The 25130-nt window shown below is 66.3% G+C and carries 19 protein-coding genes; 6 read left to right on the top strand and 13 right to left on the bottom strand.

What is annotated here, in order from left to right; genetic code table 11:
* Position 1 precedes the first annotated feature (1 nt).
* Positions 2–2710: an ATP-binding protein gene (locus tag HALZIN_RS0107860; protein ID WP_031383679.1), complete on the bottom strand. Its 2709-nt coding sequence runs from the start codon at positions 2708–2710 to the stop codon at positions 2–4.
* Between the two features lie 155 nt (positions 2711–2865).
* Here HALZIN_RS0107860 and cysM point away from each other — a divergent pair, with 155 nt between their 5' ends.
* The 4 genes from cysM to ppc all read left to right on the top strand — a co-directional run bounded on the left by cysM (position 2866) and on the right by ppc (position 9680).
* Positions 2866–3762, top strand: a complete 897-nt coding sequence (cysM, locus tag HALZIN_RS0107855; protein ID WP_031383678.1) for a cysteine synthase CysM — start codon at positions 2866–2868, stop codon at positions 3760–3762.
* Positions 3763–3920: 158 nt separating this feature from the next.
* Positions 3921–6179 (top strand): GTP diphosphokinase, encoded by a 2259-nt coding sequence (relA, locus tag HALZIN_RS0107850; RefSeq protein WP_031383677.1) that lies wholly within the window; start codon positions 3921–3923, stop codon positions 6177–6179.
* The gene (gene mazG / locus HALZIN_RS0107845) at positions 6176–7039 is read left to right on the top strand and encodes a nucleoside triphosphate pyrophosphohydrolase (RefSeq protein ID WP_031383676.1); all 864 of its coding nucleotides are present in this window, start codon (positions 6176–6178) and stop codon (positions 7037–7039) included. Before relA ends, mazG begins: the two co-directional genes overlap by 4 nt.
* Positions 7032–9680 (top strand): phosphoenolpyruvate carboxylase, encoded by a 2649-nt coding sequence (gene ppc, locus HALZIN_RS0107840; RefSeq protein WP_031383675.1) that lies wholly within the window; start codon positions 7032–7034, stop codon positions 9678–9680. The genes mazG and ppc overlap by 8 nt, the downstream gene beginning before the upstream one ends.
* A gap of 209 nt (positions 9681–9889) precedes the next feature.
* Here ppc and HALZIN_RS0107835 read toward each other — a convergent pair whose 3' ends face one another.
* The 3 genes from HALZIN_RS0107835 to HALZIN_RS0107825 all read right to left on the bottom strand — a co-directional run bounded on the left by HALZIN_RS0107835 (position 9890) and on the right by HALZIN_RS0107825 (position 14752).
* Positions 9890–10786 (bottom strand): ketopantoate reductase family protein, encoded by an 897-nt coding sequence (locus tag HALZIN_RS0107835; protein WP_031383674.1) that lies wholly within the window; start codon positions 10784–10786, stop codon positions 9890–9892.
* A complete protein-coding gene (locus HALZIN_RS0107830; RefSeq protein WP_031383673.1) occupies positions 10783–12750 on the bottom strand; it encodes a DNA topoisomerase III in 1968 nt (655 codons plus the stop codon). Before HALZIN_RS0107830 ends, HALZIN_RS0107835 begins: the two co-directional genes overlap by 4 nt.
* A 79-nt stretch (positions 12751–12829) precedes the next feature.
* Positions 12830–14752 (bottom strand): hypothetical protein, encoded by a 1923-nt coding sequence (locus HALZIN_RS0107825; protein ID WP_031383672.1) that lies wholly within the window; start codon positions 14750–14752, stop codon positions 12830–12832.
* Positions 14753–14890: 138 nt separating this feature from the next.
* Between HALZIN_RS0107825 and HALZIN_RS0107820 the strand changes: the two genes are divergently transcribed.
* Complete coding sequence (locus HALZIN_RS0107820; RefSeq protein WP_031383671.1) at positions 14891–16729, top strand: SEC-C domain-containing protein; 1839 nt, start codon at positions 14891–14893, stop codon at positions 16727–16729.
* On the opposite strand, the gene HALZIN_RS0107815 is transcribed toward HALZIN_RS0107820, so the two are convergent.
* Entirely contained in the window at positions 16730–18106 is a 1377-nt protein-coding gene (locus tag HALZIN_RS0107815) for an AmpG family muropeptide MFS transporter (protein ID WP_035575241.1), read from the bottom strand.
* 189 nt (positions 18107–18295) lie between these two features.
* On the opposite strand from HALZIN_RS0107815, the gene rfaH reads away from it, so the two are divergent.
* Positions 18296–18838, top strand: coding sequence for a transcription/translation regulatory transformer protein RfaH (gene rfaH / locus HALZIN_RS0107810; RefSeq protein WP_031383669.1), 543 nt, complete (start codon positions 18296–18298; stop codon positions 18836–18838).
* Positions 18839–18881: 43 nt separating this feature from the next.
* Here the strand turns inward: rfaH and HALZIN_RS0107805 are convergent, their stop codons facing one another.
* The 8 genes from HALZIN_RS0107805 to fliL all read right to left on the bottom strand — a co-directional run bounded on the left by HALZIN_RS0107805 (position 18882) and on the right by fliL (position 24956).
* Entirely contained in the window at positions 18882–20417 is a 1536-nt protein-coding gene (locus HALZIN_RS0107805; protein ID WP_051907434.1) for a putative bifunctional diguanylate cyclase/phosphodiesterase, read from the bottom strand.
* 121 nt (positions 20418–20538) lie between these two features.
* Positions 20539–21324, bottom strand: coding sequence for a flagellar biosynthetic protein FliR (gene fliR, locus HALZIN_RS0107800; RefSeq protein ID WP_031383667.1), 786 nt, complete (start codon positions 21322–21324; stop codon positions 20539–20541).
* A gap of 11 nt (positions 21325–21335) precedes the next feature.
* Positions 21336–21605, bottom strand: a complete 270-nt coding sequence (gene fliQ / locus HALZIN_RS0107795) for a flagellar biosynthesis protein FliQ (RefSeq protein ID WP_031383666.1) — start codon at positions 21603–21605, stop codon at positions 21336–21338.
* A 73-nt stretch (positions 21606–21678) separates the two neighbouring features.
* Positions 21679–22476 carry a flagellar type III secretion system pore protein FliP gene (fliP, locus tag HALZIN_RS0107790; RefSeq protein ID WP_035575553.1) on the bottom strand — a complete coding sequence of 266 codons (798 nt, stop codon included), beginning with the start codon at positions 22474–22476 and terminating at the stop codon, positions 21679–21681.
* On the bottom strand, positions 22476–22925 hold the full coding sequence (gene fliO / locus HALZIN_RS0107785; RefSeq protein ID WP_031383664.1) for a flagellar biosynthetic protein FliO: 450 nt from the start codon (positions 22923–22925) through the stop codon (positions 22476–22478). Before fliO ends, fliP begins: the two co-directional genes overlap by 1 nt.
* Positions 22922–23425, bottom strand: coding sequence for a flagellar motor switch protein FliN (gene fliN / locus HALZIN_RS0107780; protein ID WP_031383663.1), 504 nt, complete (start codon positions 23423–23425; stop codon positions 22922–22924). Before fliN ends, fliO begins: the two co-directional genes overlap by 4 nt.
* Positions 23418–24461, bottom strand: a complete 1044-nt coding sequence (gene fliM, locus HALZIN_RS0107775) for a flagellar motor switch protein FliM (protein ID WP_031383662.1) — start codon at positions 24459–24461, stop codon at positions 23418–23420. Before fliM ends, fliN begins: the two co-directional genes overlap by 8 nt.
* 6 nt (positions 24462–24467) lie before the next feature.
* Positions 24468–24956, bottom strand: a complete 489-nt coding sequence (fliL, locus tag HALZIN_RS0107770; RefSeq protein WP_031383661.1) for a flagellar basal body-associated protein FliL — start codon at positions 24954–24956, stop codon at positions 24468–24470.
* Between the last annotated feature and the right edge of the window lie 174 nt (positions 24957–25130).

Here is a 25130-nt window from a genome sequence, read left to right as displayed (position 1 = left end):
GCTAGACCGGCGTGGGCCGACTGGCGCGCCAGTCGCGCAGACGCTGCATCGCCTGCAGCAGGGTAGCGAAGACATCGTCGACCGCCTCGATGCCCTGGGCGCGCAGGCGCGATTCCAGGGCTTCGGCGATCAACGCCAGTTGTGGCACGCCGCAGTAGCGGCAGGCGCCGTTGAGATGATGCACGGCATCGAGAAACGTCGTCGTGTCGTTGGCCGAGTAGCTATCTCTCAGCTCGGCCTCGCTGGCGTCGAGACTTTCGAGCAGTCCTTCCAGCATGCGCTCGGCCAGTTCCTGACGCCCGCCGGCGAGGGTCACACCCAGTTCTTCATCGACCACCGGCAATTCGTCGTCGGCGCGGGGCATGGGCGCGGCATGCCGCGTCGGTGTCGACAGCACCAGGCCCAGGTAGTTGGCGAGCAAGTCCTCGAGCGCATCGGTATCCAGTGGTTTGGTGAGCACCGCCTGCATGCCGGCATCGATCAACGCCTGCGAGTCGTCGGGCATCGCATGGGCGGTCAGCGCGACGAACGGACAATGACTCCAGGCGCCGCCCAGGCGACGTAGCGCCGCCATCGTCTCCAGTCCGCTCATGCCCGGCATGCGAATATCCATCAGTACCAGGTCGAAGCGTTGGCCGCTGGCCAGCGCCAGCGCTTCTTCACCGCTTTCAGCCAGCACGCCGTCAACACCGAGCTGGGCCAGCAGCTCGCCGACCAGCAGGCGGTTGGTTTCGATGTCGTCCACCGCCAACACCCGGGGCTGGTGGTGTTGCTGTTCGGCGGCGCCATGCCCCTGGACGTCATGCCCCTGATCGGGGAGCGCATGGGTCAACAGGGCGGCAGGCGCATCGCTGAGCAGCGGCTTGAGCGCCTGGGCCAGGCGGGCCCGGGTCAGGGGTTTGTAGAACAACCGGGCGCCTTGGGGCAGGGTGAGCGCTTCATCCGTGTTCTGCGGCTCGCCATTGATCAGCAGCAGCAAGCGGCAGGGCCGCTCGCCGAGCTGATGGCGCAGCTGCGCCACTTGAGCGCCCAGACCGCCCTGGGCGAGGGCCGCGATGAGCAACTGGGTGCCTGTGGCGAGCCCCTCGCCAGTCGCTGGCGCGCTGAGCACCTGGACCTCGGCGCCCCAGCCGCGCAGCAGGTGGGCGAGGGCCTGACGTGTCAGCGTATGCGGCTCTTGGATCGCGATGTGTATGGCGTCGAGGTTGATGGCCGGTGGGCGTTGTACGGCGCGCGGGGCGATCCGCAAGGGCAGCGAGACGCTAAAGGTCGTACCCTTTGCCGGCTGCGTGTCAGCCTCGATGGCGCCCCCCATCTGCTCGACCAGTTGCTTGCAGATCATCAGCCCCAGGCCGGTACCGCCGACGCGGCTGGTGCTGACCGTTGCGCTTTGGGTGAACGGCTGGAATAGTTGCTGGCGCACGTCATCGGCCAGCCCCGGTCCCGTGTCGCTGATCTTCACGCTGAGCGTGGCCTTGTTGCCCAGCGACTCCTCGACCTGAACGCGCACGATCACTTCGCCGCGCTCGGTGAATTTCACGGCATTGTGCACCAGATTGGTGAGCACCTGCTTGATGCGCAGCGGATCGCCGAGCAGGGCGCGGGGCACATCGTCGTAGACCAAGCTCAGCAGCTGAAGGTCTTTCTGCTGGGCATCGGGGGCTTGCAGGACGAGCACCTCGTCGACCAGTTCGGCCATGTCCAGCTCGACCGAGGCGAGCCGAAGCTTGCCGGCTTCGATCTTCGAGAAATCGAGGATATCGTTGATCAGCGACAACAAGTTGGTCGAGGCCATTTCGATGTGCTTGAGCCATTCGCGCTGATGGTCGTCGAGTTGGCTGCGCCCCAATAGCCGGCAAAAGCCGATGATGCCGTTGAGCGGCGTGCGGATCTCGTGGCTCATGTTGGCGAGGAACTGCGACTTGACGCGGTTGGCTTCCAGCGCGCGGCGACGTGCGCCATCAAGCTCGATGTTCTGGATCTCGATGGTGTCCATCGATTCGCGCAGATCGGCGGTGGCCTGTTCGACTTGCTGTCGCATGTCTTCCTGGGCGGCCTGGAGATGTTCGCCGAGTGCGTTGATCGCGGTGCTGGTCGTCGCCAGCTCGGGGGGGCCGCCGGGCCGCAGGCGGAACGCGTAGTCGCCGGCATAAAGCCGTTGCAGGGCGTCGCGCTGCTCGTCCAAGGTGGCGAACAACCGCCGATAAAGCAGATAGCAGAGCCCGCCAAGCAACAGTGCCGCCGCCAGCCAGGCGAGCATGAACTGGGTTAGTTGCCGATAGTAGGGTAGATCGAACACGCTGTCGCGGAGCGTCAAGTCGAGCCACAACGGCGCGCGGGCATTGTCGGGCGGCGTCAGCGGCAACTGAAGATGCCAGCGCTCGGCGTGCCGGATGAGGCCTGCCCGTGGCGAGCCTGTCGGCACGGGCGCTACCGCGCCGACCTGATTGACCGGCTGGCCGTCGTTAGCTCTCACGGTTACCCCGCGCACCTCATCGAGGCTCAGCAGGCGCAATGCCAGCCTGTCGGCTTCGGCCGGCGCCTTCTCTGCCGCAGGGTCGCGCAGCAGGGCGAGGTGGTCGCTCAACCGCGAAGTCAACGCGGCGCGGCGTTGCTCGGCGTCCTGTTGTAGCTGCCAGGCGCCGAACAGCAGCAACAGCAGTAGCGGCGCAACCAGCAGGGTGAGGCACAGACGAAGACGCAAGGACATGAGGCTTCTCGCTGACGGCATGATGCAGAATATGCCATAGCCGATCAGTCTGCCTGTCCAGTGCCGTATCGCAAGGATATAATGCGAGTAATTTTATCGCCGCGGTTCGGGTCGGAGGCGACGCGGCCGCTGGCGACGGCTCAAAGGAAGCGCTGATGGAATTTCCCACTCTCGAAGACACGGTCGGCAATACGCCGCTGGTGCGCCTGCAGCGCATCACCGCCGGTCGCAACAACACCCTGCTGGCCAAGCTGGAAGGCGACAACCCGGCGGGCTCGGTCAAGGATCGTCCGGCCTTGTCGATGATTCGCGAGGCCGAGGCCCGCGGCGAGATCGAGCCCGGCGATACGCTGATCGAGGCGACTTCGGGCAATACCGGCATCGCCCTGGCCATGGCCGCGGCGATCAAGGGCTACCGGATGGTGCTGATCATGCCCGACAGCGCCTCCAGCGAGCGCAAGCAGGCGATGGCCGCCTACGGCGCCGAACTGATCACGGTGACCAGGCAGCAGGGCATGGAAGGCGCCCGAGACCTGGCCGAGCGGATGGTCGCCGAGGGCGAGGGCAAGCCGCTCAACCAGTTCGCCAATCCCGACAATCCGCTGGCACACTATTGCGGCACCGGCCCCGAGCTGTGGCGCCAGACTGAGGGTACGCTGACCCACTTCGTCAGCTCGATGGGCACCACCGGCACCATCATGGGCGTGTCGCGTTACTTCAAGGAGGTCGCCCCGCAGGTCCAGATCGTCGGTCTGCAGCCGTCCGACGGTGCGAGCATTGCCGGTATTCGGCGCTGGCCCGAGGCCTACCTGCCGAGCATCTTCGACGCCTCGCGGGTCGATACGGTACTCGACATCGGCCAGCACGAAGCCGAGCAGCACATGCGCCGCCTGGCTCGCGAGGAAGGCATCTTCGCCGGCGTCTCGTCGGGCGGCGCGCTGGCCGGGGCGCTGCGTATCGCCGAGCGGGTCGAGAACGCGGTGATTGCGTTCATCGTCTGCGACCGGGGCGATCGCTACCTGTCGACGGGCCTGTTCGCGCCTGGTGTCTAGCCTGTCGGGAAAATACAGCCGTGTCCGTGCAGACGGCGCATCTCGAGTCGCTGGTATTCGTCGAGCGTGACGCGCGGCGCGCCATGCATCGCTAGCCGGCGATTCCGGCTCGGCGACCCTGAGACGCAACAGAACAACGACGGGAGGAACCCGAGGCGATGGTCAAGGTTCGTGAAGACCAGCCGCTGACTGGCCAGGGGCGCGTGGACATCGCGCGTTGGCTGGAGCGACTGCAGGATGACGTGACGCTGCGCGACGTCGATGGCATGAAGGTGGCCTGCGAGCTGGCCGACCGGCTCGCCGGCGAGGCCGAGAAGCCGCACAAGGCCTGGCTCGAGGATGGTTCGAGCTTCCGCACCGGGCTGGAGATGGCCGATATTCTCGGCGAGCTGCGCCTCGAGCAGGACGTGCTCGAGGCCGCCGTGCTGTATCGCGCGGTGCGTGAGGGGCTGGTCGCGCTCGAGACGATCGAGAAGCGCTTCGGCGCGGACGTCGCCAGGCTGATCGACGGCGTGCTCAACATGGCCGCGATCAGCCAGCAGCAGACGCCCAGCCAGGGGCTCTCGCAGCACAACCAGCAGGAAAACCTGCGCAAGATGCTGGTGACCATGATCGACGACGTGCGCGTCGCGCTGATCAAGATCGCCGAACGCACCTGCGCGCTGCGCCAGGTCAAGGATGCACCGCGCGACAAGCAGCTGCGCGTGGCCCGTGAGGTGTTCGACATCTACGCGCCGCTGGCACACCGGCTGGGCGTCGGTCATCTCAAGTGGGAACTCGAGGACCTGTCGTTCCGCTATCTGCACGAAGTGGACTACAAGGCGATCGCCAAGCTGCTCGCTGAAAAGCGCGTCGATCGCGAGCACTACATACAGGACGTGGTCGGCACGCTCAAGTCGCTGCTCGATCAGCACGGCATCGCCCGCTACGACGTCACCGGCCGGGCCAAGCACATCTATTCGATCTGGCGCAAGATGCAGCGCAAGCACATCGACTTCTCGGAAATCTACGACGTGCGCGCGGTGCGCATCCTGGTGCCTGAAGTCGCCGATTGCTATACCGCGCTGGGCATCGTCCACTCGCGCTGGCACCACGTGCCCAACGAGTTCGACGACTACATCGCCAACCCCAAGAAAAACGGCTACCAGTCGCTGCACACGGCACTGATCGGCCCGCAGAACAAGGTGCTGGAGATCCAGATTCGCACCTTCGCCATGCACGAGGAGGCCGAGCTCGGCGTCTGTGCGCACTGGCGCTACAAGGGCCACGACGTCGCCGGCAAGAGCCGTAGCTACGAAGAGAAGATCGCCTGGCTGCGTCAGGTACTCGAATGGCAGGACGAGGTCGGCGATATCGGCGACCTGCGCGAGGGGCTGTCGAGCGACGTGGCACCGGATCGCATCTACGTGTTCACGCCCGACGGGCATGTCATCGACCTGCCACGGGTGGCCACGCCGATCGACTTTGCCTACCGCGTGCACACCGAGATCGGCCATCGCTGCCGCGGCGCCAAGGTCAACGGACGGATCGTGCCGTTGACCTACCGGCTCAAGACCGGCCAGCAGGTCGAGATCCTCAACGCCACCAAGGGCGGCCCGAGTCGCGACTGGCTCAACCCCAATCTGGGCTTCGTCAAGACCTCGCGGGCGCGCGCCAAGATCCAGTCGTGGTTCAAGCACCAGGCGCGGGATCAGAATCTCGACGAGGGCCGTGCCCTGTTCGAAAAGGAGTTTCGGCGGCTCGATCTCGAGGGCTTCGACCTGGCGACGCTGGCCAGCGCGGTCAACTATCAGAGCCCTGAGGACATGTACGCGGCGATCGGCGCCGGCGACCTGCGCATCGGTCAGGTGCTGCACCAGGCCCAGCAACTGTTCGGCGATACCGACGACGAGGAACAGCTCGACCGGCTGCTGGCCAAGCCCAGGCGCTCGACCAAGGCGCCGGGCGAGGGCATCACCGTGCTCGGTGTCGGCAATCTCAAGACCAGCATGGCTAATTGCTGCCATCCGGTGCCCGGCGAGCAGATCATCGGTTACATCACCCAGGGGCGCGGGGTGACCATTCATCGCCAGGATTGCCCCAACATCCTGCAACTGCGCAGTGAGGAGCCGGGGCGCATCGTCGATGTCGAGTGGGGCGACCAGGCCCGCACTCAGTATCCGGTAGTGATGCAGATCGAGGCCTGGGATCGTTCCGGCCTGCTGCGCGACGTGACCCACGTGCTGAGTAACGACAAGGTCAACGTGATGGGCGTCAATACCGCCACCGACAGGGACGACAACGTCGCGCGCATGACCATCAACCTGGAGGTCGACGGCCTCGAATCGCTGGGGCGGATCTTCGCACGCATCCAGCAACTGCCCAACGTCATCGACGTCAAGCGCCTGCGCAGCGGCGCTCAAGGAGCCAAGCGATGAGTTCGACCGATGCCCGGCCGCGCCATTCGCTCGACGATCTGCTCGAGCTGATGGCGGTGCTGCGCGATCCGCAATACGGCTGTCCGTGGGACGTCCAGCAGCGGTGGGATAGCATCGTCCCGCACACCCTCGAGGAGGCCTACGAGGTCGCCGATGCCATCGAGCGGCGCGCCTTCGACGAATTGCCCGGCGAACTCGGCGACCTGCTGTTTCAGGTGGTCTATTACAGCCGCTTCGGCGTTGAAGAGGGGCGCTTCGATTTCCACGACGTCGTCGATACGCTGACCGCCAAGATGCTCGCCCGCCATCCGCATGTGTTTCCCGACGGCACGCTGGCTTCGCGGCGCGAGGGCGTGAGCGCCGCCGAGGTGGAGACCCGCCAGGTCAATGCGCGCTGGGAGGCGCGCAAGGCCGCCGAGCGCGAAGGCCGAGCCGTCGTCTCGGCGCTGGACGACGTGCCGCGCGCGCTGCCGGCGCTGTCGCGCGCCGACAAGCTGTCCAGGCGCGCGGCGCGGGTCGGCTTCGACTGGCCGGATACCCGGGGGGCGATCGCCAAGGTCCGCGAGGAGCTCGTCGAGGTCGAGGCGGCGCTGGCCGCGAATGACGCTGACCAGGCCCGCGAGGAGGTCGGCGACCTGCTGTTCGCCGCGGTCAATCTGGCCCGCCGGCTCAAGGCCGACCCCGAGCAGGCCTTGCGTGCCACCAACCGTAAATTCGAGCGACGTTTCCGACATGTCGAGCGTCGGCTGGCCGACGAGGGTCACGCACCCGGCAGTGCCTCGCTGAAGGAGATGGACCGGCACTGGGAAGACGCCAAACGCCGCGAAAAGAACCCGACCGAGGAGAGCCTCAATGAGTGACGACCTGCACGAATCGCTGCGCGACAACGTTCGCGTGCTGGGCGACTGCCTGGGGCATACCATCGCCGACGACCTGGGCCCCGGCTTCGTCGACAAGATCGAGGCCATCCGCGGCCTGGCCAAGGCCGGCCGCCAGGGCGAGGGCGGCTCGCAGCGCGAATTGATCGAGTACCTGCGGGCGTTGCCCGAGCACGATCTGCTGCCGGTGACCCGCGCCTTCAACCAGTTTCTCAACCTGGCCAATATCGCCGAACAGCACTATCGCGCGCGGTTTCGTCGCGTCGAGGATTACAAGCCGGGCTTCCAGCCGGTACTCGGCGAGCTGCTCGGTCGCGCCAACCGCGCCGGCTACAGCCCACGCCATCTGGTCGAGACGCTCGCCGGCATGCGGGTCGAACTGGTGCTGACCGCGCACCCCACCGAGGTCATCCGGCGCACGCTGATCCAGAAATACGATGCCATCGACGACTGCCTGACCGCGATGGAAGGCGCCATCGATTACCCCGAGAAGGCCTCGCGGATTCAAAGCCGCCTGCAGGAGTTGATCAGTCAGGCCTGGCATACCGACGAGATCCGTCACGAGCGGCCCACGCCGGTGGACGAGGCCAAGTGGGGCTTCGCGGTGATCGAGAACTCGCTGTGGCAGGCGGTGCCCGATTTCCATCGTGATCTCGACAACCTGCTGCTCGAGTCCGCCGGCGAGCGCCTGCCGCTGGACGCCGCGCCGCTGCGCTTCGCTTCCTGGATGGGCGGCGATCGCGACGGCAACCCCAACGTCACCGCCAAGGTCACCCGCAAGGTGCTGCTGCTGGGACGCTGGATGGCTGCCGACCTGTACCTGCGGGATCTCGAACAGTTGCGGGCTGAGCTGTCGATGTGGAAGGCCAACAGTGCACTCAAGGCCGAAGTCGGCAACGAGGCCGAACCCTACCGGGCACTGCTCAAGCGGCTCACTGCGCGGGTCGAGGCGACCCGCGACTGGGCCCAGGCGTGCCTCGACGGCGCGCCCTACGACAACGGGCCGATCATCGAGACCCGCGACCAGCTCTACGCGCCGCTTTTGACCTGCTACCGCTCGCTGTGCGACGTCGGTCTCGACACCATCGCCAACGGCGTGCTGCTGGACACCCTGCGCCGCGTGGCGGTGTTCGGGGTCTCGTTGACCAAGCTCGATATTCGCCAGGAATCGACGCGCCACTCCCAGGTCTTCGACGAGCTGAGCGATTACCTTGGCCTGGGGCGTTATCAGGAGTGGGACGAGACCCGCCGCCAGGAATTCCTGCTCGAGGAGCTGATGTCGCCGCGCCCGCTGATTCCGCGCCGCTGGGACTGCTCCAGCGAGGCCCGCGAGGTGATCGACACCTTCCGGGTGATCGCCAACGAACACCGTGAAGCGCTGGGCACCTATGTCATCTCGATGGCCGGTCACCCCTCCGACGTGCTGAGCGTGGCGCTGCTGATGAAAGAGGTCGGCGGCGACGTGCGTCTGCCGATCGCGCCGCTGTTCGAGACCCTCGACGACTTGAATCGCGCCGGCGAGGTGATCGACCAGCTGCTGTCGCTGCGCGATTACCGCACGCTTGCCGGCGATAGCCAGGAAGTCATGATCGGCTATTCGGATTCGGCCAAGGACGCCGGCCAGCTGGCCGCCGCCTGGGCCCAGTACCGCGCCCAGGAAACGCTGGTCACGGTCTGTCAGCGCCATGGCGTCGATCTGACGCTGTTCCACGGCCGCGGCGGCACCGTGGGGCGTGGCGGCGGTCCGGCCCACGCGGCGATCCTGTCGCAGCCGCCCGGCTCGGTGAACGGCAGCTTGCGCGTCACCGAACAGGGCGAGATGATCCGCTTCAAGTTCGGCCAGCCCGACATCGCGCTGCGTTCGATGGAGATCTACGCCTGCGCGGTGCTCGAGGCGACGCTGTTGCCGCCGCCGGACCCGCAACCGGAATGGCGCGAGGAGATGGACCGGCTGGCGGGCATCGCCCACGGCGCCTACGTCGGGGTGGTGCGCGAGGACCCCGACTTCGTGCCGTATTTCCGCGCGGTTACTCCCGAAGGGGCGCTGGGCCGTCTGCCGCTGGGCTCGCGGCCGGCCAAGCGCCGTCAGGAAGGGGGCGTCGAATCGTTGCGGGCGATCCCGTGGATCTTCGCCTGGACCCAGACCCGGCTGATGCTGCCGGCCTGGCTGGGCAGCGGCGAGGCCTTCGCGACCCGGCTCGAGGAGCCTGACGGCCTGGCGCGGCTGCGTGAAATGCGCGACAACTGGCCGTTCTTCGGTACCTATCTGGACATGCTCGAGATGCTGCTCGCCAAGGCCGACCTGAACATCGCCGAATACTACGAGCATCGGCTGGTCGACGAGCCGGCCCTGCAGGCGCTGGGCTCCTCGCTGCGCGACCGGCTGCGGCGTCTGCATGGCGTGCTGCTGTCGGTGCTCGACCAGGACGAGTTGCTCGAGGGCACGCCGCTGATCCGCCAGGCGATCGAGGTGCGCAACCCCTACATCGACCCGCTGCACGGCCTGCAGGCCGAGCTGCTGCAGCGTAATCGCGACGCCGACGGGGCGATCAGTCCGGCGCTGTCGCGGGCGTTGATGGTGACCATGGCGGGGATCGCCGCCGGTCTGCGCAATACGGGGTAAGGACAGCTTGAAGCTGTAAGCTTCAAGCTGTAAGAACGCCGCTGCGCGGCTGGAAGAAAGAGCGCTCGCCAAAATCAACTGCCCATGAGTTTGACCCTTGCCATCAAGCTTATGGGCGTAGTTGAGGACCAACCTTCGCGAGCCTCTTGCGAGTTGATTACTCTGCTTTCCGTCTTCCGTCTTCCGTCTTCCGTCTTCCGTCTTCCGTCTTACTCCGGCGTATGGCGATAGAGATCCGTGAGTGCCGGCACGTCGAGCCGGTGACGTGTCGCGGCATCCAGCAACGGCGCGAGGATCGCCTCGCGCTCGGTGGGCCGCCCGGCGAGTACGTCCTGCAGCATCGAGGCGCGGTTGCCGGCGGTCGACTCGATCACCCGCCAGACCATCGTCGTCCAGCCCGACTCGGGTGGGGCGATTCTTTCCGCGTCCATGATCCTCGCCACCTCGGCAATCACCGCTTCGACCCGGGGCCGAAAGGCCGGTTCGCGCAGGCGCCCGTTGGCGATTCGATGGCGCGCCACCAGCGGATTGATCGCGGCGTTGACGGCGAGCTTGTGCCACAGCCGGCGGTGAATGTCGTCGCACGCTGCGCTGGCCAGCCCGGCTCTAGCGAGCACGCCGGCGATCTGCGCCGCCAGGCCGGGATGTTCGCCATCGAGATGGCCGATAAAGGTATGGCCGTGTCCGGCGTGGACCACGCCATCCCTGCCGTCGGCATACGCGCCCTCGCTGGTGGTGGCGCAAAGCACCGGCCCCGGCCAGCGCCGGGTTAGCGGCTGCTGAATCTGAAACCCGTTCTGCCACAGTACCAGCGGGGTGGCGGGGGCGATGTGCGGCGCCAGTTCGCGCAGCGCCGGCTCGACGGCATGGCTCTTGGTGGTGATGTGCAGCATCGCCGGCGTCGACGGTGCCTGATCGAGGCGCAGCCGGGCGATGGAATGAGCGCTCTGCGCGCCCGCGGGATCGGTCAGCAACAATGGCGCCCGGCTTGCCTGGCGAGCGAGCAGTGCCAGTTCGACGTGATTCGCCAGCCGACAGGCCAGCAGTCGGCCCAGCGAGCCGGCGCCGAGGATCAGCCAGGGGCCGCTGGCAGCGACTGTTTTCATGACTGCTCCGGCGTGCGCCGCTTGCTGCGGGCGCCCGACTTGCGCGTGGCACGGCGCTTGGCGGTTGACTGGCCGCTATCCGCTTTGGAGTGCCGGGTGGCGGTGGCTTGGCGACGCTTCGGCGCGGCGCTGGCGAAGCCCTCGGCGCTGCCCAGTGCCTGACGCATGCGCTGGGCGTCGGCGGCGGTCAGCAACTGACGCACGTCGCCGACCAGCGCGTCGAGAAACGGCGCGGGCTGATCGCTGCCCTCGGCGATCGCCCGCAGCCGCTGCTCCCACAGCGCGGTACGCTCGGGGCGCGTGGCGGCCTCGGGCAGCGCGGCGATCAATGCCTGGCCGGTGCGGGTGACGCGCAGTGCGCCGCCCTGGCGCACCAGATAGCCGCGGGTCAGCAGCGTCTCGATGATTCCGGCGCGGGTCGCCTCGGTACCCAGCCCGTCGGTGTCGCGCAGGGTGCGCTTGACCGCCGGATCGTCGACGTAGCGGGCGATGTGCATCATCGCCTTGATCAGGCTGGCGTCGGTGAACGGTTCGGGCGGGCGGGTCTGCTTGTCGTCGATGCCCGCAGCGTCGACCGTGGCCGGCTCGCCCTCGGTCAGCGGCGGCAGCGGCGGCGCCTCGTCACGGGTGGTGAACAGCGGCTTCCAGCCGGCTACGCGGATCTCGCGGCCCTGGGCGCGAAAGCGCTCTCCGAGCACGCTGAACGTCGCCTTGATCTCGCGGGTCTCGAGCGCTGGATAGAACTGGGCCAGCACGTTGCGGGCGATCAAGCGGAAGACGTTCGCCTCGGCACTCGACAATCGGCTTGGATCGGCCGGCTTGCCGGTAGGCGCCAGTGCGTGGTGAGCGCCGACCTGCTTGTCGTTGAAGGCCTTGGAGCGGCGGCCGAAGTCGGCGCCGGCCAGCCACTCGCGCAGCGTGTCGTCGCTGCGGCAGGCGCCGCTCAGAACCCGTTTGGCCTCGGCCCAGTGTGCCTCGGGCAGGTACCGACAGTCGGAGCGCGGATAGGTGATCAACTGGTGGCGCTCGTAGAGCGCCTGGCAGGTATCCAGCACCTGCTTGGCGGATAGCCGATGGCGGCGGGCGGCGTCGACCTGCAGCGCCGATAGCGAGTAGGGCAGCGGGGCCGCCTGGCGCTTGTCCTGGCGTTCCAGGCTGTCGAGGCGACCCTGCGTCCCCGGCAATTTCGCCAGCAGCGCCTCGGCCGGCGCTCGCTCGAGCAGCCGCCCCTGGTCGTCGAGCGGATGATGCTCGCCGGGCTGCCACCAGCCGCGCACGCTGCCCGCGGCGACCCGGAAGTCCGCCCACAGCACATGGAAGGGGCGCGGCTCGAAGGCGGCGATCTCACGATCGCGGCGCGCCACCAGGCCGAGCACCGGGGTCTGCACCCGACCCACCGAGAGTACGCCGTCATGGCCGGCCTGACGCCCGGTCAGCGTCCAGGCGCGGGTCAGATTGATGCCGTACAGCCAGTCGGCGCGCGAGCGCGCTTCGGCGGCGCGGAAAAGCGCCTGATAGGCCTGGTTGTCCTCGAGACCGGCCAGCGCGCGCTGTACCGCCGGGCGGTTGAGATCGCTGATCAGCAGGCGCTGCACGCGGCCGCGCCAGCCGAGATGCTCGATCACCTCCTGGACCAGCAACTGCCCCTCGCGGTCGGGGTCGCCGGCATGGATGATCTCGCTGGCCTGCTTGAACAGGCCGCGCAGCACCTTGAGCTGGCCGCGCGCCTTGGGCCGCGGCGTCAGGCGCCATTGCTCGGGGACGATCGGCAAGTGATCGAGCCGCCACTGCTTGAAGCGTGCGTCGTAGGCGTCGGGGGCGGCCTGTTCGAGCAGGTGGCCGAAACACCAGCTGACGACGTCGTCGCCGACGCGCAGCGCGCCTTCCATGCGCTGCAAGCTGCCGGGCAGGGCATCGGCGATGGCGCGGGCCAGACTGGGTTTCTCGGCAATGATCAGGCGCATGGCAAGGCTTCCGACGGGGCGTTGTCGATATGTATCTCTATACAGCCAAGCGCATTGTGCCATGAGCCGCGACGACGCATCACGGCTTGCTCGCGCCGAGCGCACGCTTGGCCTGTACCAGCGCGCGGTACCAGTCGCGGCGCGGCGGGCTGACCGCCGGCGGGCGCTGGCTGAGGAAGCTGACATTGCGTGGATCGCTGCGCGAATGGCTGGCCTGGAAGTTGCTCAGCATGTTCAGCGTGGTCTCGCGGGCGCCGTACTGGGCGATCAGAAAGCGTTTGGCGGCGGGATCGAGATCGACCCGGTAATGACGGACCAGGGCGAGCGCCAGCGATTCCGCAGTGCGCGACAGATCGACGTCGATCTCCTTGACCATCGCCGCGCCCAGCGCCGCCTTGGCGGCAGCCGACAGGTTGGGCTCGAGCTGGCCGAAATCGGCGGCGTTGGAGCCGTTGATGGCGCGCTGCACCTCGGGGCGCGACAACTGGATGTGCGGCTCCAGCGCCAGGGCGATCTCGATGGCCAGGCGCTTCGCGGCGTCGATGTCCACGGCGATGCGCGAGTCGCGCTCGAGTTGACTGCGGCGGGCACGCTGCGGTTGCTCGATGCCGGTGGCGCTGAGATGCCTGGCGAGATGCTTGCAGACCTCGGCCTTGGCGGCATCGTCGAGGGCAATGACCTGTTCGCGCAGGCGCAGGCCGCGGCGTCCGGGGCCCAGCCGCAGGCGCGTCTGTTCGTCGCCGAGGCGGGCGCTGATCTGCTCCCAGCGCTCGGCGCGCTTGAGCAGCACGGCGTGGCTGCGGCCGACCGCCTCGTAGGCATTGAAGGCGGCCTTGTAGAGGCGCAGGGCGTTGGTCAGCAGCTCGGCCTTGTGGCGCAGCTGGCTGCGCCGCCCGGGCGGGCCGTCAGCGATCGTCGGGGCCAGGTGCTGGGTCTGCTCGGCCAGCGCATCCATGGCCTGCAGCGAGCGTTCGAGCAACACGTCGGCGCGCAGTCCGGCGGCGGCATCCTCGATTAGCGTGCCCGATTGCTCGGCCAGATAGGCGGTCAACGCCTTGAGCCGCGACAGACCGGTGGCCTGGGCGATGCGATAGCGGGCGCGGGCCTCCTCGAGCGCGTCGAGGGCCTGGGCCAGACGCCAGCGGCCCCGGTACTCGAAAGTCAGCATGGGTATCTTGCGGCCGCTGATCAGCTCGAAGGCGAGAATCAGCATCTCCTCGACATCCTGCAGCGTCATCAGCAATTCGTCGTCGCGCTCGATGGCTGCCAGGACGCGCTCGATGAAATTGGTGTCGCGCGGCACGCCGTCGCGCAGGTCCGGGGCGTGGCCTTCGAAGCGCTGACGCAGCAGCGCCGTGGCATCCGGCGCGAGGTCGGCGATCGCGGCGAACTGCGGCTCGAGCGTCTCGCCGTAGCGCGCGACTAGATCCTGAATGCGCGCATGCAGGCCGACCCGTCGGTAGATGTCGATCTGGGCGATCACCCGCGCGCTGTCGCGATCGTCGAGCAGCTCGATGGCCGCCAGTTCGACGCCCTCCGGCGAGAGATCCTGCTTGCGCAGCAGCATCGCCGCGGCTTCGCGACGCCGGGCGTCACCCTCCAGGCTCTCGACGATCAGGTTGCGGGTGACCAGCAGCAGTTCGGGCAGGCTCTTGATGACCCGTTCGATCTTGTGCGCGGTGCGTTCGGCGCGGCGGCCGCCGGTGAGGTTATGGACAACGTTGGCGATGATCCCCGCGGCGCCGGTGATCACCGTGTAGGAGATGAAGAAGATGTAATTCTCGGCGGTCGGCGCCTTGCCGTAGCCGAGCAGGTATCCGCCCCAGGCGCCGAGCAGTGTGACCGGCCCCGCAGTCCACAGGATCTGCAGCAGATTGACCGTCCAGGGAACCTTTTCCACGGCGGCGGTGATGCGCCGTATCTCGTCGCGACCCTCGCGTTCCAGGCGCACCTGCGGGGTCTCGGCAACGGTTCGGGAGGCTCGGCGAAACGGCAGGCGCAAGGGGGCGCTTCCTCATGGCTGGACGGCAGGCGCCAACCCTAGCACCGCCTACCGGGGCGCGCCATAGACGCCGGCCGGACGATGGGTTGCCGGTGCCGAGCCATGTTAGACTGAGGTCGATTTTCCAAGGAGAAAGCCATGCTGGCGATGTGGGTGGAACAGCTGCTGGGATATGCCGGGGGCGCGCTGGCTGCCATCCGTGATCATGAGCATTACCCGTCGCTGATGGTCTGGGCGCGCCAGGAGGGCGTGAAGTATGTGGGCGACGACTTGGGGATGGCCCAGTCGCTGGCCCCCGAGCTATGGAACCAGACTCCGCTGGAACGTCAGAATTTCGCCTGCGAGCCGCTGGCACGGCCGGGCGCCAATGAGCCCTGCTGGTGCGATTCGGGGCGCAAGACCAAGGAGTGCTGTGGTGCGGTAACGCTGCCCGGGGCCATCCCTTCGTACCTGATGTGGATGCTCTCGCTGCGCGATTGGAAGGGCGAAACGCTCAAGGCGGCGCTCGACAGCGGCCGGGCACCGGCCCAGGCACTGCTCGAGGCCGGCCTGATCGCCGCCGAGGGCGGCCAGCGCGGGCGTGCCCAGCAGGTACTCGAGGCGCTGTTCGACGCGGCCGACTGGGATCAACTGCCGGAGCAGACCGAGCCGGCCTTCGAGTTGCTCATCGATATCTATCAGGAGCGCGGTTTCCATCGCAAGAAGACCGCGTTGCTCGACGAGATTCTCAAGCGCGGCCCGCTGTTCCTGCGCGGCGTGGCGCTGGAGCGGCTGTGTCTGATGCATCTCGACAGCGACGACCTGGCCAGCGCTCGCGAGGCCTTCGTGAGTGCCCAGCAGACGCTGCCCGACTCGCCGACCCTGGCCTACATCGAGGCCATGCTGTTGCTTCACGAGGGGCATCCTGATGAGGCGCGCGAGCGGGCGCGGTTCTGGTTCCGCCGGCTGGCGCGCCAGGGCGATCTGGACCCCGATCAGTTGCAATTTCTCGCCGAGCTGGCCGACAACCCCGGCGCCACCCTGGCCGAGCAGATGCTCAATTCCGAGGAGGGGCTGGCCGAACCGCTGACCAACCTGCAGGCATTGCTCGAGGCATTGCCCACCGCGCCGCTGCTGCACTTCGAGATCAACGCCGACGGCAACCTGGCGTATCACTCGGCGGCTCGCGAAGACACCCTGCATGCCGCCTGGCAGGCCGAGTTCAAGGTGCAGATCGACGAGGACGCGGCGCTGGGCTTTACCGACGAACCGTGGCCGCACGCCGGCGACTGGCTCGGTGCGCTGTGTTCCCACCCTGAATGGCTGGATTCGCCGCGGGTGGTGCAGATGCTGAGCATGGCATTGGCCAGCCGCTTCGGCAGCTTGCCATGGATGGCCGAAAGCTTCTTCGCGCCGCTGGCGGCGCGTTTCGAACGCTGGCTCGATCAGCTCGAGGCGGTGGGTGGACGCTTCGCCTGGGACGATGCCGACAATGCCGTGCTGCTGCGCACCGGACTGGCGCTGGTGGTGGGCATGGAGCGCGGCGCTCGCCAGCGCTCGCGTCATCTCGCCGAGCGGTTGCTGGTGCTCGACGATCACGACAGCCTGGGCCTGCGTGAACTGGTACTCGATCAATTGCTGCGCGAAGGGCGTGACGAGGAAGCGGTGAGGCTCAGCGATCAGTCGCCGGCCGAGGGAGAATCGCCGCTGCTTGGCGTGTTGATGGGGCGCGTACTGGCGCTGTATCGCCTCGAGCGTTTCGACGAGGCCCGCGATTCGCTGAGCGCCGTGCAGGATACCAACAGCCACGTCATCGCCCTGATGTGCGCCGAAAGACCCAGGCCGGTGTCGCTGGCCGTCGAGATACCCGAGCCCGGCACCCGCGCGGAGGCGTGGCAGTATCGAGCGCTGATGCGCGATCAGTGGCTGGCCACCCGCGGTGCGCTCAATTGGCTGGACGAGCAACGCCGCTGTGTCACGGGCTCCCGCTCGCGCTGATCAGTCGGCCGTCGGCTGAGACATTCGGCCGCTGTCGAGCGCGCCGGGCTGGCGGCCGAGCCGCCAGGCCAGCCAGATCGCCGGCAGGCCGAGCAAGGCTGCCCACAGGAAGAAGACGCTGTACCCCTGGTCGGCGACGATCACCCCCGAGAAGCCGCCGATGAACTTGCCCGGCAAGGTCATCAACGACGAGAACAGCGCATATTGCGTCGCCGTGTAGGCCCGTGACGTCAGGCTCGACAGGAAGGCGATGAACACCGTGCTGGCCAGGCCGTTGGCCAGATTGTCGCCGATGATCGTCACCACCAGCATGGGCAGTTGAGCGCCGGACAGCGCCAGGGCGACGAACAGCAGATTGGTCGCCGCGGCGAGCGCCGCGCCGATCACCAGCATGGTGGCGACGCCGTAGCGCACCACCAGCACCCCGCCGAGCACGCCGCCGGCGATGCTCATGGCGATGCCGAAGACCTTGGTGACATTGGCGATCTGCGACAGCGAAAACCCCAGATCGATGTACAGCGGATTGGCCATCGCCGCCATCGACAGGTCGCTGATTCGGTAGATCCCCACCAGCAGCAGCAACCACAGTGCCTGACGGCCGTAGCGGCTGAAGAAGTCGGTGAACGGGCAGACGATGGCGCCGATCAGCCAGGCGCCGAGGCGACGCTGCCAGCGCGGTCGATGCTCGGCCCTGCGCAGGAAGGCCCGCACGCGCGGCTCGTGAACGAGCTGCACGGCAAGCGCGGTGCGCGGTGGCTCGGGGCGCAGCAGTACGGTCAGCATGCCGACGCCGACCAGCGCGGCCATGCTTAGATAGGCGGCATGCCAGGACGCCATGTCGGCGATGTACAGCGCGCCGGCGCCGGCGGCGAGCAGCCCGCCGCGATAGCCGATGATGTAGGTCGAGGCCATCGCCGCCTGGACCGTCTCGCTGGCCGATTCGATGCGAAAGGCATCGATCACGATGTCCTGGGTGGCCGAGCCGAAGGCGACCAGCAGGGCAAGCAGGGCGACGACCGTCAGGCTGTTGCGCGGATCGACGCTGGCCAGTCCCACCAGACCGGTAGCGATGACCGCCTGAGCGAGCAGCATCCAGCCGCGCCGCTGGCCCAGCCAGCGCGTCATCAGCGGCAGCGGCAGACGATCGACCACCGGCGCCCAGAACAGCTTGATCGAATAGAGCATGCCGATCCACGAGAAGAAGCCGATCGCCGCGACCTCCACCTCGACATCGCGCAGCCAGGCGGTCAGCGTCGAGAACACCAGCAGGAACGGCAGGCCGGCGGAAAAGCCCAGAAACAGCATGGCGACGACCGGGGGCTGGCGATAGACGGTCAGCGCGTCGCGCCAGCTGCGGCGTTGGGTGGTACGGGGCATGCAAGGGCTCTCCTGCCTGTGGGGTGCATCGCAAGGGCATCAACCCCTGCGGGCATCGATGCTAGACTGGCTGAATCGGTCAAACGTCCTAGGCCAGCGGGTAACTTACGAGGTTTCCGCAGCTTGGATCAATCGCCGATCGCTGTGCGGCGGCGGCTCAGGAATAGCGGCACTGCGCGAGGATGCCTGATGAGTGAATCGAACGACAACCCGGCCATGGCCAATCCCGATGCCGTGCCCCGCTGGTATCTGATCCAGTGCAAGGGCGGCGAGTCCTTTCGTGCCGCCGAGCATCTGGACAATCAGGGCTATGAAATATTTCACCCGGTGCTCCAGGTCCAGAAGAAGCGTCGTGGCAAGTTGTGCTGGCTCGACGAACCGCTGTTTCCCTATTATCTGTTCATCCGCCTCGATCGGCTGGATAGCAACTGGCGGCCGATCCGCTCGACCCGCGGCGTGCTCAAGCTGGTGGGTTTCGGTGACGAGCCGCTGCCGGTCGAGGACGAGCTGATCTCGACCTTGCAGGACAGCGCCGGCCAGCAGCCCGAAGCGCATACCGCCAACGTCTATTTTCGTGCCGGCGAAACGGTCGAGATCAGCGACGGCCCGTTCCGTGCCCTGCAGGCGGTATTCGAGAGTCAAAAGGGCGAGGAGCGGGCGATCGTGCTGCTCAACCTGCTGCATGGCCAGCAGCGTCTGGAGATGCCGATCGGTCATCTGCGGCGTCAATAAGTCGCAGAACTTGCGGAGGCTGTCGAAATAATTCAAGTTTGCATCAGCAGCCTGCGACGTTGTGCCGCGCTGAAGGCGAATACGTGGCGAGCCAGCCGAGCACGGCGTCGGCGTCCAGGGCCGTCGAGATCAGAAAGCCCTGGGCCTGGTCGCAGCCGGCTGCGGCCAGCAGGTCCAGGTGCCGGCGGCTTTCCACCCCTTCGGCGATGACCAGCAGGCCGAAGCGGTGAGCCAGGGCAATGGTCGCATCGACGATCAGCGCATCATCGGGCTGGTTGGGCAAGTCGAGCACGAAGGACTTGTCGATCTTGAGCACGTCCAATGGCAAGCGGCGTAGTTGCGTCAGCGAGGAATAGCCGGTACCGAAATCGTCGATGGCGACCTGGATGCCCGATTCGCGCAACTCGCCCAGCAAGCGTGCCGCCAGGGCCGGCTCGCGCATCATCGATTGCTCGGTGACCTCGAGCATCAGCAGCCGTGGATCGACCCCCCGCTCGGCCAGCCAGCCGGCAATTCGTCGGCTCAACTGGGCATCCTCCAGGTCGACCGCCGAGAGGTTGGCGGCGACATGCTGCGGGCGCCCCTTAGCCGCCCATCCGGCCATCTGGCCGATCACCTGCTCGAGCATCCAGTCGCCGAGTAGCGCCATATGGCCGGAGGCGACCGCCAGCGGCAGGAATGTATCGGCCTGCAGCAGCCCGAGCTGCGGATGCTGCCATTGCAGCAGGGCCTCGAAGCCGGCAATGCGGCCGTCGGCGATATGAATCTTGGGCTGATAGACGACGCGCAGCTGGTCGTCGCGCACGGCCAGCACCATGTCGCGTAGCAGTTGCCGTTCACGGTCGTCGCGCAGATCGAGTTCCTCCTGATAGACGCGGTAGCCGTCATGGCCCTGGCGAGCCAGCGACAGGGCGATGCCCGAGCGGCGCAGCAGGCGGCGAGCTTCCTGGCCATGCTCGGGGTAACTGAGCGCCGACAGCGAGAGCGAGGGGATCAGCGACGTGCCTTCCAGTTCGAGCGGCTGGCAAAGTGCCTGGCGCAGGTGTTCGTGCAGCTCCGTCGGGTTGGCGGGACAAGCCGCCAGCATCAAGAATTCATCGCCGCCGAGCCGGTAGACCTGGCCTCGATGGAACTGCAATTGCAGCAGCCGCTGCGCCAGCGCGACCAGCAGCTGATCGCCGACGCCGTTGCCGAGATGCTGGTTGATGGTCTTGAGATTGTTGATGCTCATGCGCAGCAGCACGAAGTTCTCGCTGTGCTCGATGAGTCGGCCGATTTCTCCGAGCGCGGCCTGGCGGGTGCCGATTCCGGTCAGTGGATCGACATCCATGGCCTGCAGACCCGCCTTGCGAGCCTGCAACCAGGCTTGCAGCGTGCGCAGATGCGTGGGGTGGCGACCGCTGGGCAACGCGGTTGATTGCGGATTATCGCCGCCGGACAACAGTCGATCCGCCATCCTGGCGATGGTCAGCGCCAGCTTGAGCAGCCCCAGGCCCAGGCGACGACGCAGGCCGATGCCGAACGCATTTGCCACCCCGCGAACGAGACGATGGGAGGAGCGGCGATCTGTGCGGTTCATGGGGTGTCTCGTCTGACCGGATGGGGCAAGGCAGTCTCTCTAAGGTACCCGATGGCGGAAAAAGTTTCTCGGCTCGGTGTCGAGGCACGCCGACGAGCTTATGATCAGCCGGAGGCGCGGGTTAGCTGGCCAGCAGCTCGAGCATCTCGCGCATCGTCGAAACAGCCTGGGCGAACAGTATCTCCAGAAAGCGCCCTAAATCCTGCATCAGTACCGCGATCAGCACCAGTCCCACGGTCAGCGTCATGGGAAAGCCAATCGAAAAGATCGTCAGCTGCGGTGCGGCGCGGTTGAGAATCCCCAGTGACAGATTGATGATCAGCAGCGCCGCGACCACTGGCAGGGCGAGCAGTAGCCCTGCGGTAAAGATGGTGCTGGTGTAGCGAGCGATGAACTCGAAAGCGTCGGGATTGAGTGCCTGTATGCCGATCGGCAGCGTGCGAAAGGATTCGGCGAGAATCTCGATGACCACCAGATGGGCATTGAATGCCAGCAGCATGAGCAGCGTGATCATGTACAGAAATCGCGACAGAACCATGGTATTGGTACCGGTATCCGGCGAGAAGAAGGTGGCGAAGGCCAGACCCATTTGCAGGCCGATATACTCGCCGGCGGCCATCACCACGGCCAGTGCGATGCGCATGATCAGACCGATCGCCACGCCGATCAGGGTCTGCTCGATCATGATGCCGAGCCCTTCCCAGGAGATGATCGGTACGTCGGGGAGAGGCGGCAGCGTCGGCGCGATGACATAGGCGAGTACAGCGGCCAGGGCGATCTTGGACTGCCGGGGTATGCTGCTATGCCCCCACAGCGGTGCCGCCATGAGGAAGGCGGATAGGCGCATGAAGGGCCAGAGGAAGGCGACGATCCAGCCTTGCAGCTGGTCGAAAGTGACCTCGATCATCCGCTGTCGACCTACCCGAGCATGTACGGGATGTTCTTGAACAGTTCAGTGGTGAACTGAACGATCAGTTGGATCAGCCAGGGGCCGGCCAGTACCAGGGCGGCAAAGACCCCGAGAATCTTGGGAATGAAAGACAGGGTCGTCTCGTTGATCTGCGTGGCGGCCTGGAACAGGCTGACCAGCAGACCGACGGCCAGCGCCGTCAGCAGCAGTGGCGCGGCCAGGTAAAGGGTCACTTTCATGCCCTGGTAAGCCATGCTCATCACCATTTCCGGTGTCATATCAAGGCCTCCTGAAGGCTTGCGGCGGCGGCTCGTGTCGAGAGGGAGAGCCGGGAAAACAGGATAGGGCGGTTCAAAAGTAGAAGCTTTCGGCCAACGAGCCGATCAGCAGTTGCCAGCCGTCGACCAGCACGAACAGCATCAGCTTGAACGGCAGCGAGATGGTTGCCGGCGGTACCATTATCATCCCCAGCGACATCAGCACGCTGGCAACCACCAGGTCGATGATCAAAAACGGGATGAAGATCGTAAAGCCGATCTGAAAGGCGGTCTTGAGTTCGCTGGTCACGAACGAGGGCAGCAGCACGCTCATCGGCACGTCCTCGGGGCCCTGGAACGTGCCGGCATCGGCCAGCCGCGCGAACAGGGCGATGTCCGGCTCGCGGGTCTGGGCCAGCATGAACTCGCGAAACGGCTGGCTGGCCTGCTCGAGGAACACGTCGAAGTTGATCTGCTGGTCGGAGAATGGCTGCCAGGCCTGGTCGTAGACCTGCTGAAGCACCGGCGACATGATGAAAAACGTCAGGAACAGCGCGATACCCAGCAGTACCTGATTGGGCGGCGCCGACGCGGTGCCCATGGCGGTGCGCAACAGGCCGAGCACGATGATGATCCGGGTGAAGCTGGTCATCATCAGCAGAAGGGCCGGCAAAAAGGCCATCGAGCTGAGCAGCAGGAAGGTCTGCAGGCTCAGCGACCACTGCTGGCCGCCGCCTGCGAGAGTCTGGCTGGTCAGCCCGGGCACCGACTGGGCCAGCGCCTGCGGCGAGACGAGGGCCAGCGTGGCCAATAGCAGCAGGACGACGAGCCGCCAGCTGGCGAGGGCATCTCGCGCTCGAGCGGGCTCCTGGATTGGACGCAGAAAATTCATCATTCGTCCTCTCCACGCCCGGAGCGGCTGTCGCGCCGTCCCAGCGTGCCACGCGCATTGGCGCGCAGCGCCGTGGCGAAGCGTGCGGCGAAGCTCCGTGCTTCGGCAGAGGCGCTTTCAGCGCGTTCGGGTTCGCTGGGTGCCGGCAGTTCGTGCAGCGTCGTGACCTGACCGCCGCCCACACCCAGCACCAGCCACGTGCCCTCGACCTCGACGATGACCACCCGCTCGCGTTGGCCGATGGCGGTGCTGGTCACGACCTTGAGATGACGATCGCCTCGCCCGCGTGCGGCGTTGATGCGCCGCAACAGATAGCTGCAGGCGAAGATCACGGCGATCACCAGCCCCAGCGCGAGCGCCGTCTTGCCGAGCACGGCGAGGCCCATCAGGTCGCCTTGTGCGCTGCCGATGGACTCGGCCGCATCCTGGGTTGCGGAAGTCTGATTCATCGGTTGAGCTTTTGAACCCGCTCGGAGGGGGTGATGATTTCGGTAATGCGGATGCCATACTTGTCGTCGACCACCACGACTTCGCCCTGGGCGATCAGGTAACCGTTGATCAGGATGTCCATCGGCTCGCCGGCGAGGCCGTCGAGCTCGATGACCGAGCCCTGGGCGAGTTCCAGCAGCTGCTTGATGGTCAGGCGGGTGCGACCCAGTTCCACGGTCAGCTTGACCGGGATGTCCATGATCATCTCGAGATCGCGCATCGAGCCGTTGGCACCGCTCGCACCGTCGAGCGGCTTGAACACCGCGTCGCCGGCGGCCTGGGCATTGCCGGGTAGCGGCTGGGGCTGTTCCTCGACCTGATGTTCGGCTTCTTCCTGCTCGGCGAACGCCGCCGCCCAGGGGTCGTCGGCGGCAGCGTCGCCTTCGGCAGTCTGTTCGGCCATGGCGCTTGCCCAATCGTCGTCGGAGTGCGGCTGGTCGGGGTTCTTCGGGTCAGTCATTGTCGGATTCCTTGGCGCCGGCGGCGGTCAGGCCGGGAGCAAAAAACTTGGCATTGGATGCCGCATGATCGATCAGACGGCGCACGCGTAGCGCGCGCTGGCCATGCTGGCTGCCGTATTCACACTGCATGACCGGTACGCCGTCGACCCGGGTGGCGACGATGTCCGGCAACTCGATGGGCAGCACGTCGCCTTCCTTGAGTGACATCACGCGGCCCAGAGTGGTCGTGATGTCGGCGAAGTCGGCGGTCAGTTCCACCTGGGATTCCTTGATCTCGCCGGCCATGCGCTGGCCCCAATGGCGGTCCTCCTCGGCGTTGCTGTCGGTCAACGGTCCCGACAGCAGATCGCGGATTGGCTCGATCATCGAGTAGGGCATGCAGATCTGAAAATCGCTGGACAGGTTGCCGACTTCCAGATGGAAGCTGCTGTTGACCACGATTTCATTGGGCGAGCTGGTGATGTTGGCGAAGCGCACCTGCATTTCGGAGCGGATGTAATCGATCTCCAGCGGGTAGACCGACTTCCAGGCGTCGTGATAGGCGTCGATCGCCAGCCGCAACAGGCGCTGGATGATGCGTTGCTCGGTATGCGTGAACTCGCGACCCTCCGACTTGGTCAGAAAGCGCCCGTCGCCGCCGAACAGATTGTCGACCACCATGAACACCAGGTTGGGCGGAAAGACCACCATGGCGGTGCCGCGCAACGGTTTCATGCCGATCAGATTGATGTTGGTGGGGACCGGAATGTGCCGTGCGAAATCGCTGTAGCTCTGGTAGCGCACGCTATCGACGGTGATGTCGGCACTGCGCCGCAGCAGATTGAACAGGCTCATGCGGAACTGGCGGGCGAAGCGCTCGTTGATGATGTCCAGCGCATGCAGACGCTCGCGAATGACCCGATGCTGGGTGGCCGGGTCATAGGGACGCACGCGCGAGCCAGCCGTCGAATCCTGGGCCGGGGTCTCTTCCTCGCCGCTGACGCCCTTGAGCAGGGCGTCGATCTCATCCTGCGAGAGCAGATCGTCTTGAGCCATGATGTCCTATTGCACAATGAAGTCAGTGTAGAGTACGTCATCGACGACCAGCGTCGGCTGCGGCTCGCTGAAGGGCTGGTCGAACAGTGCCAGGATCTGTCGTGACAGCTTCTCCTTGCCCTGCGGCGTGATCAGATCGTCGGCGTTCTGGCTGGACAACAGCATCAGCAGCCGGCTTCTCACCTGCGGCATATGCATCTTTACCAGCTCACTGCTCTGCTCGTCACCGACCTTGAGGGAAAGGCCGATATACAGCAAGCGCTGCGAATAATCGTCGCTCTGAATATTGACCGTGAACGGCTGAACCGACACGAAGATCGGCGGTTCTGCCTCGGCGGGCGGTGCGGCTTGGGTTACCTCATCCTCGCTGGCGACTGAGCGGGAATCGAGCAGCAAGTAGACCCCCACCGAGCCAGCCACGGATAACAGGATGATCAGCAGTCCCGCCAGCCACCAGGGCTTGCTCTTCTTGCCTTCGGTCTTCGTCTTGGCCATTGCTTACGCCGTCGTTGATCGTGATGGGGAAAGTATGCCGGCAGCGGGGCTTTCGGAGTGGCCGAAAAAGGCTGCCGATTTACGGCTATCTCGGGGTTTTGCGAAACGTGCCGTGACCCGGGGCGACGGCTGATGCATTCAGGCCTACTGGCCGCCGACGAGGTTAGTGAAGGC

This window comes from Halomonas zincidurans B6 (genome assembly GCF_000731955.1).
Classification (GTDB): Bacteria; Pseudomonadota; Gammaproteobacteria; order Pseudomonadales; family Halomonadaceae; genus Modicisalibacter; species Modicisalibacter zincidurans.
This window is presented reverse-complemented; position numbering and strand designations above follow the sequence as displayed.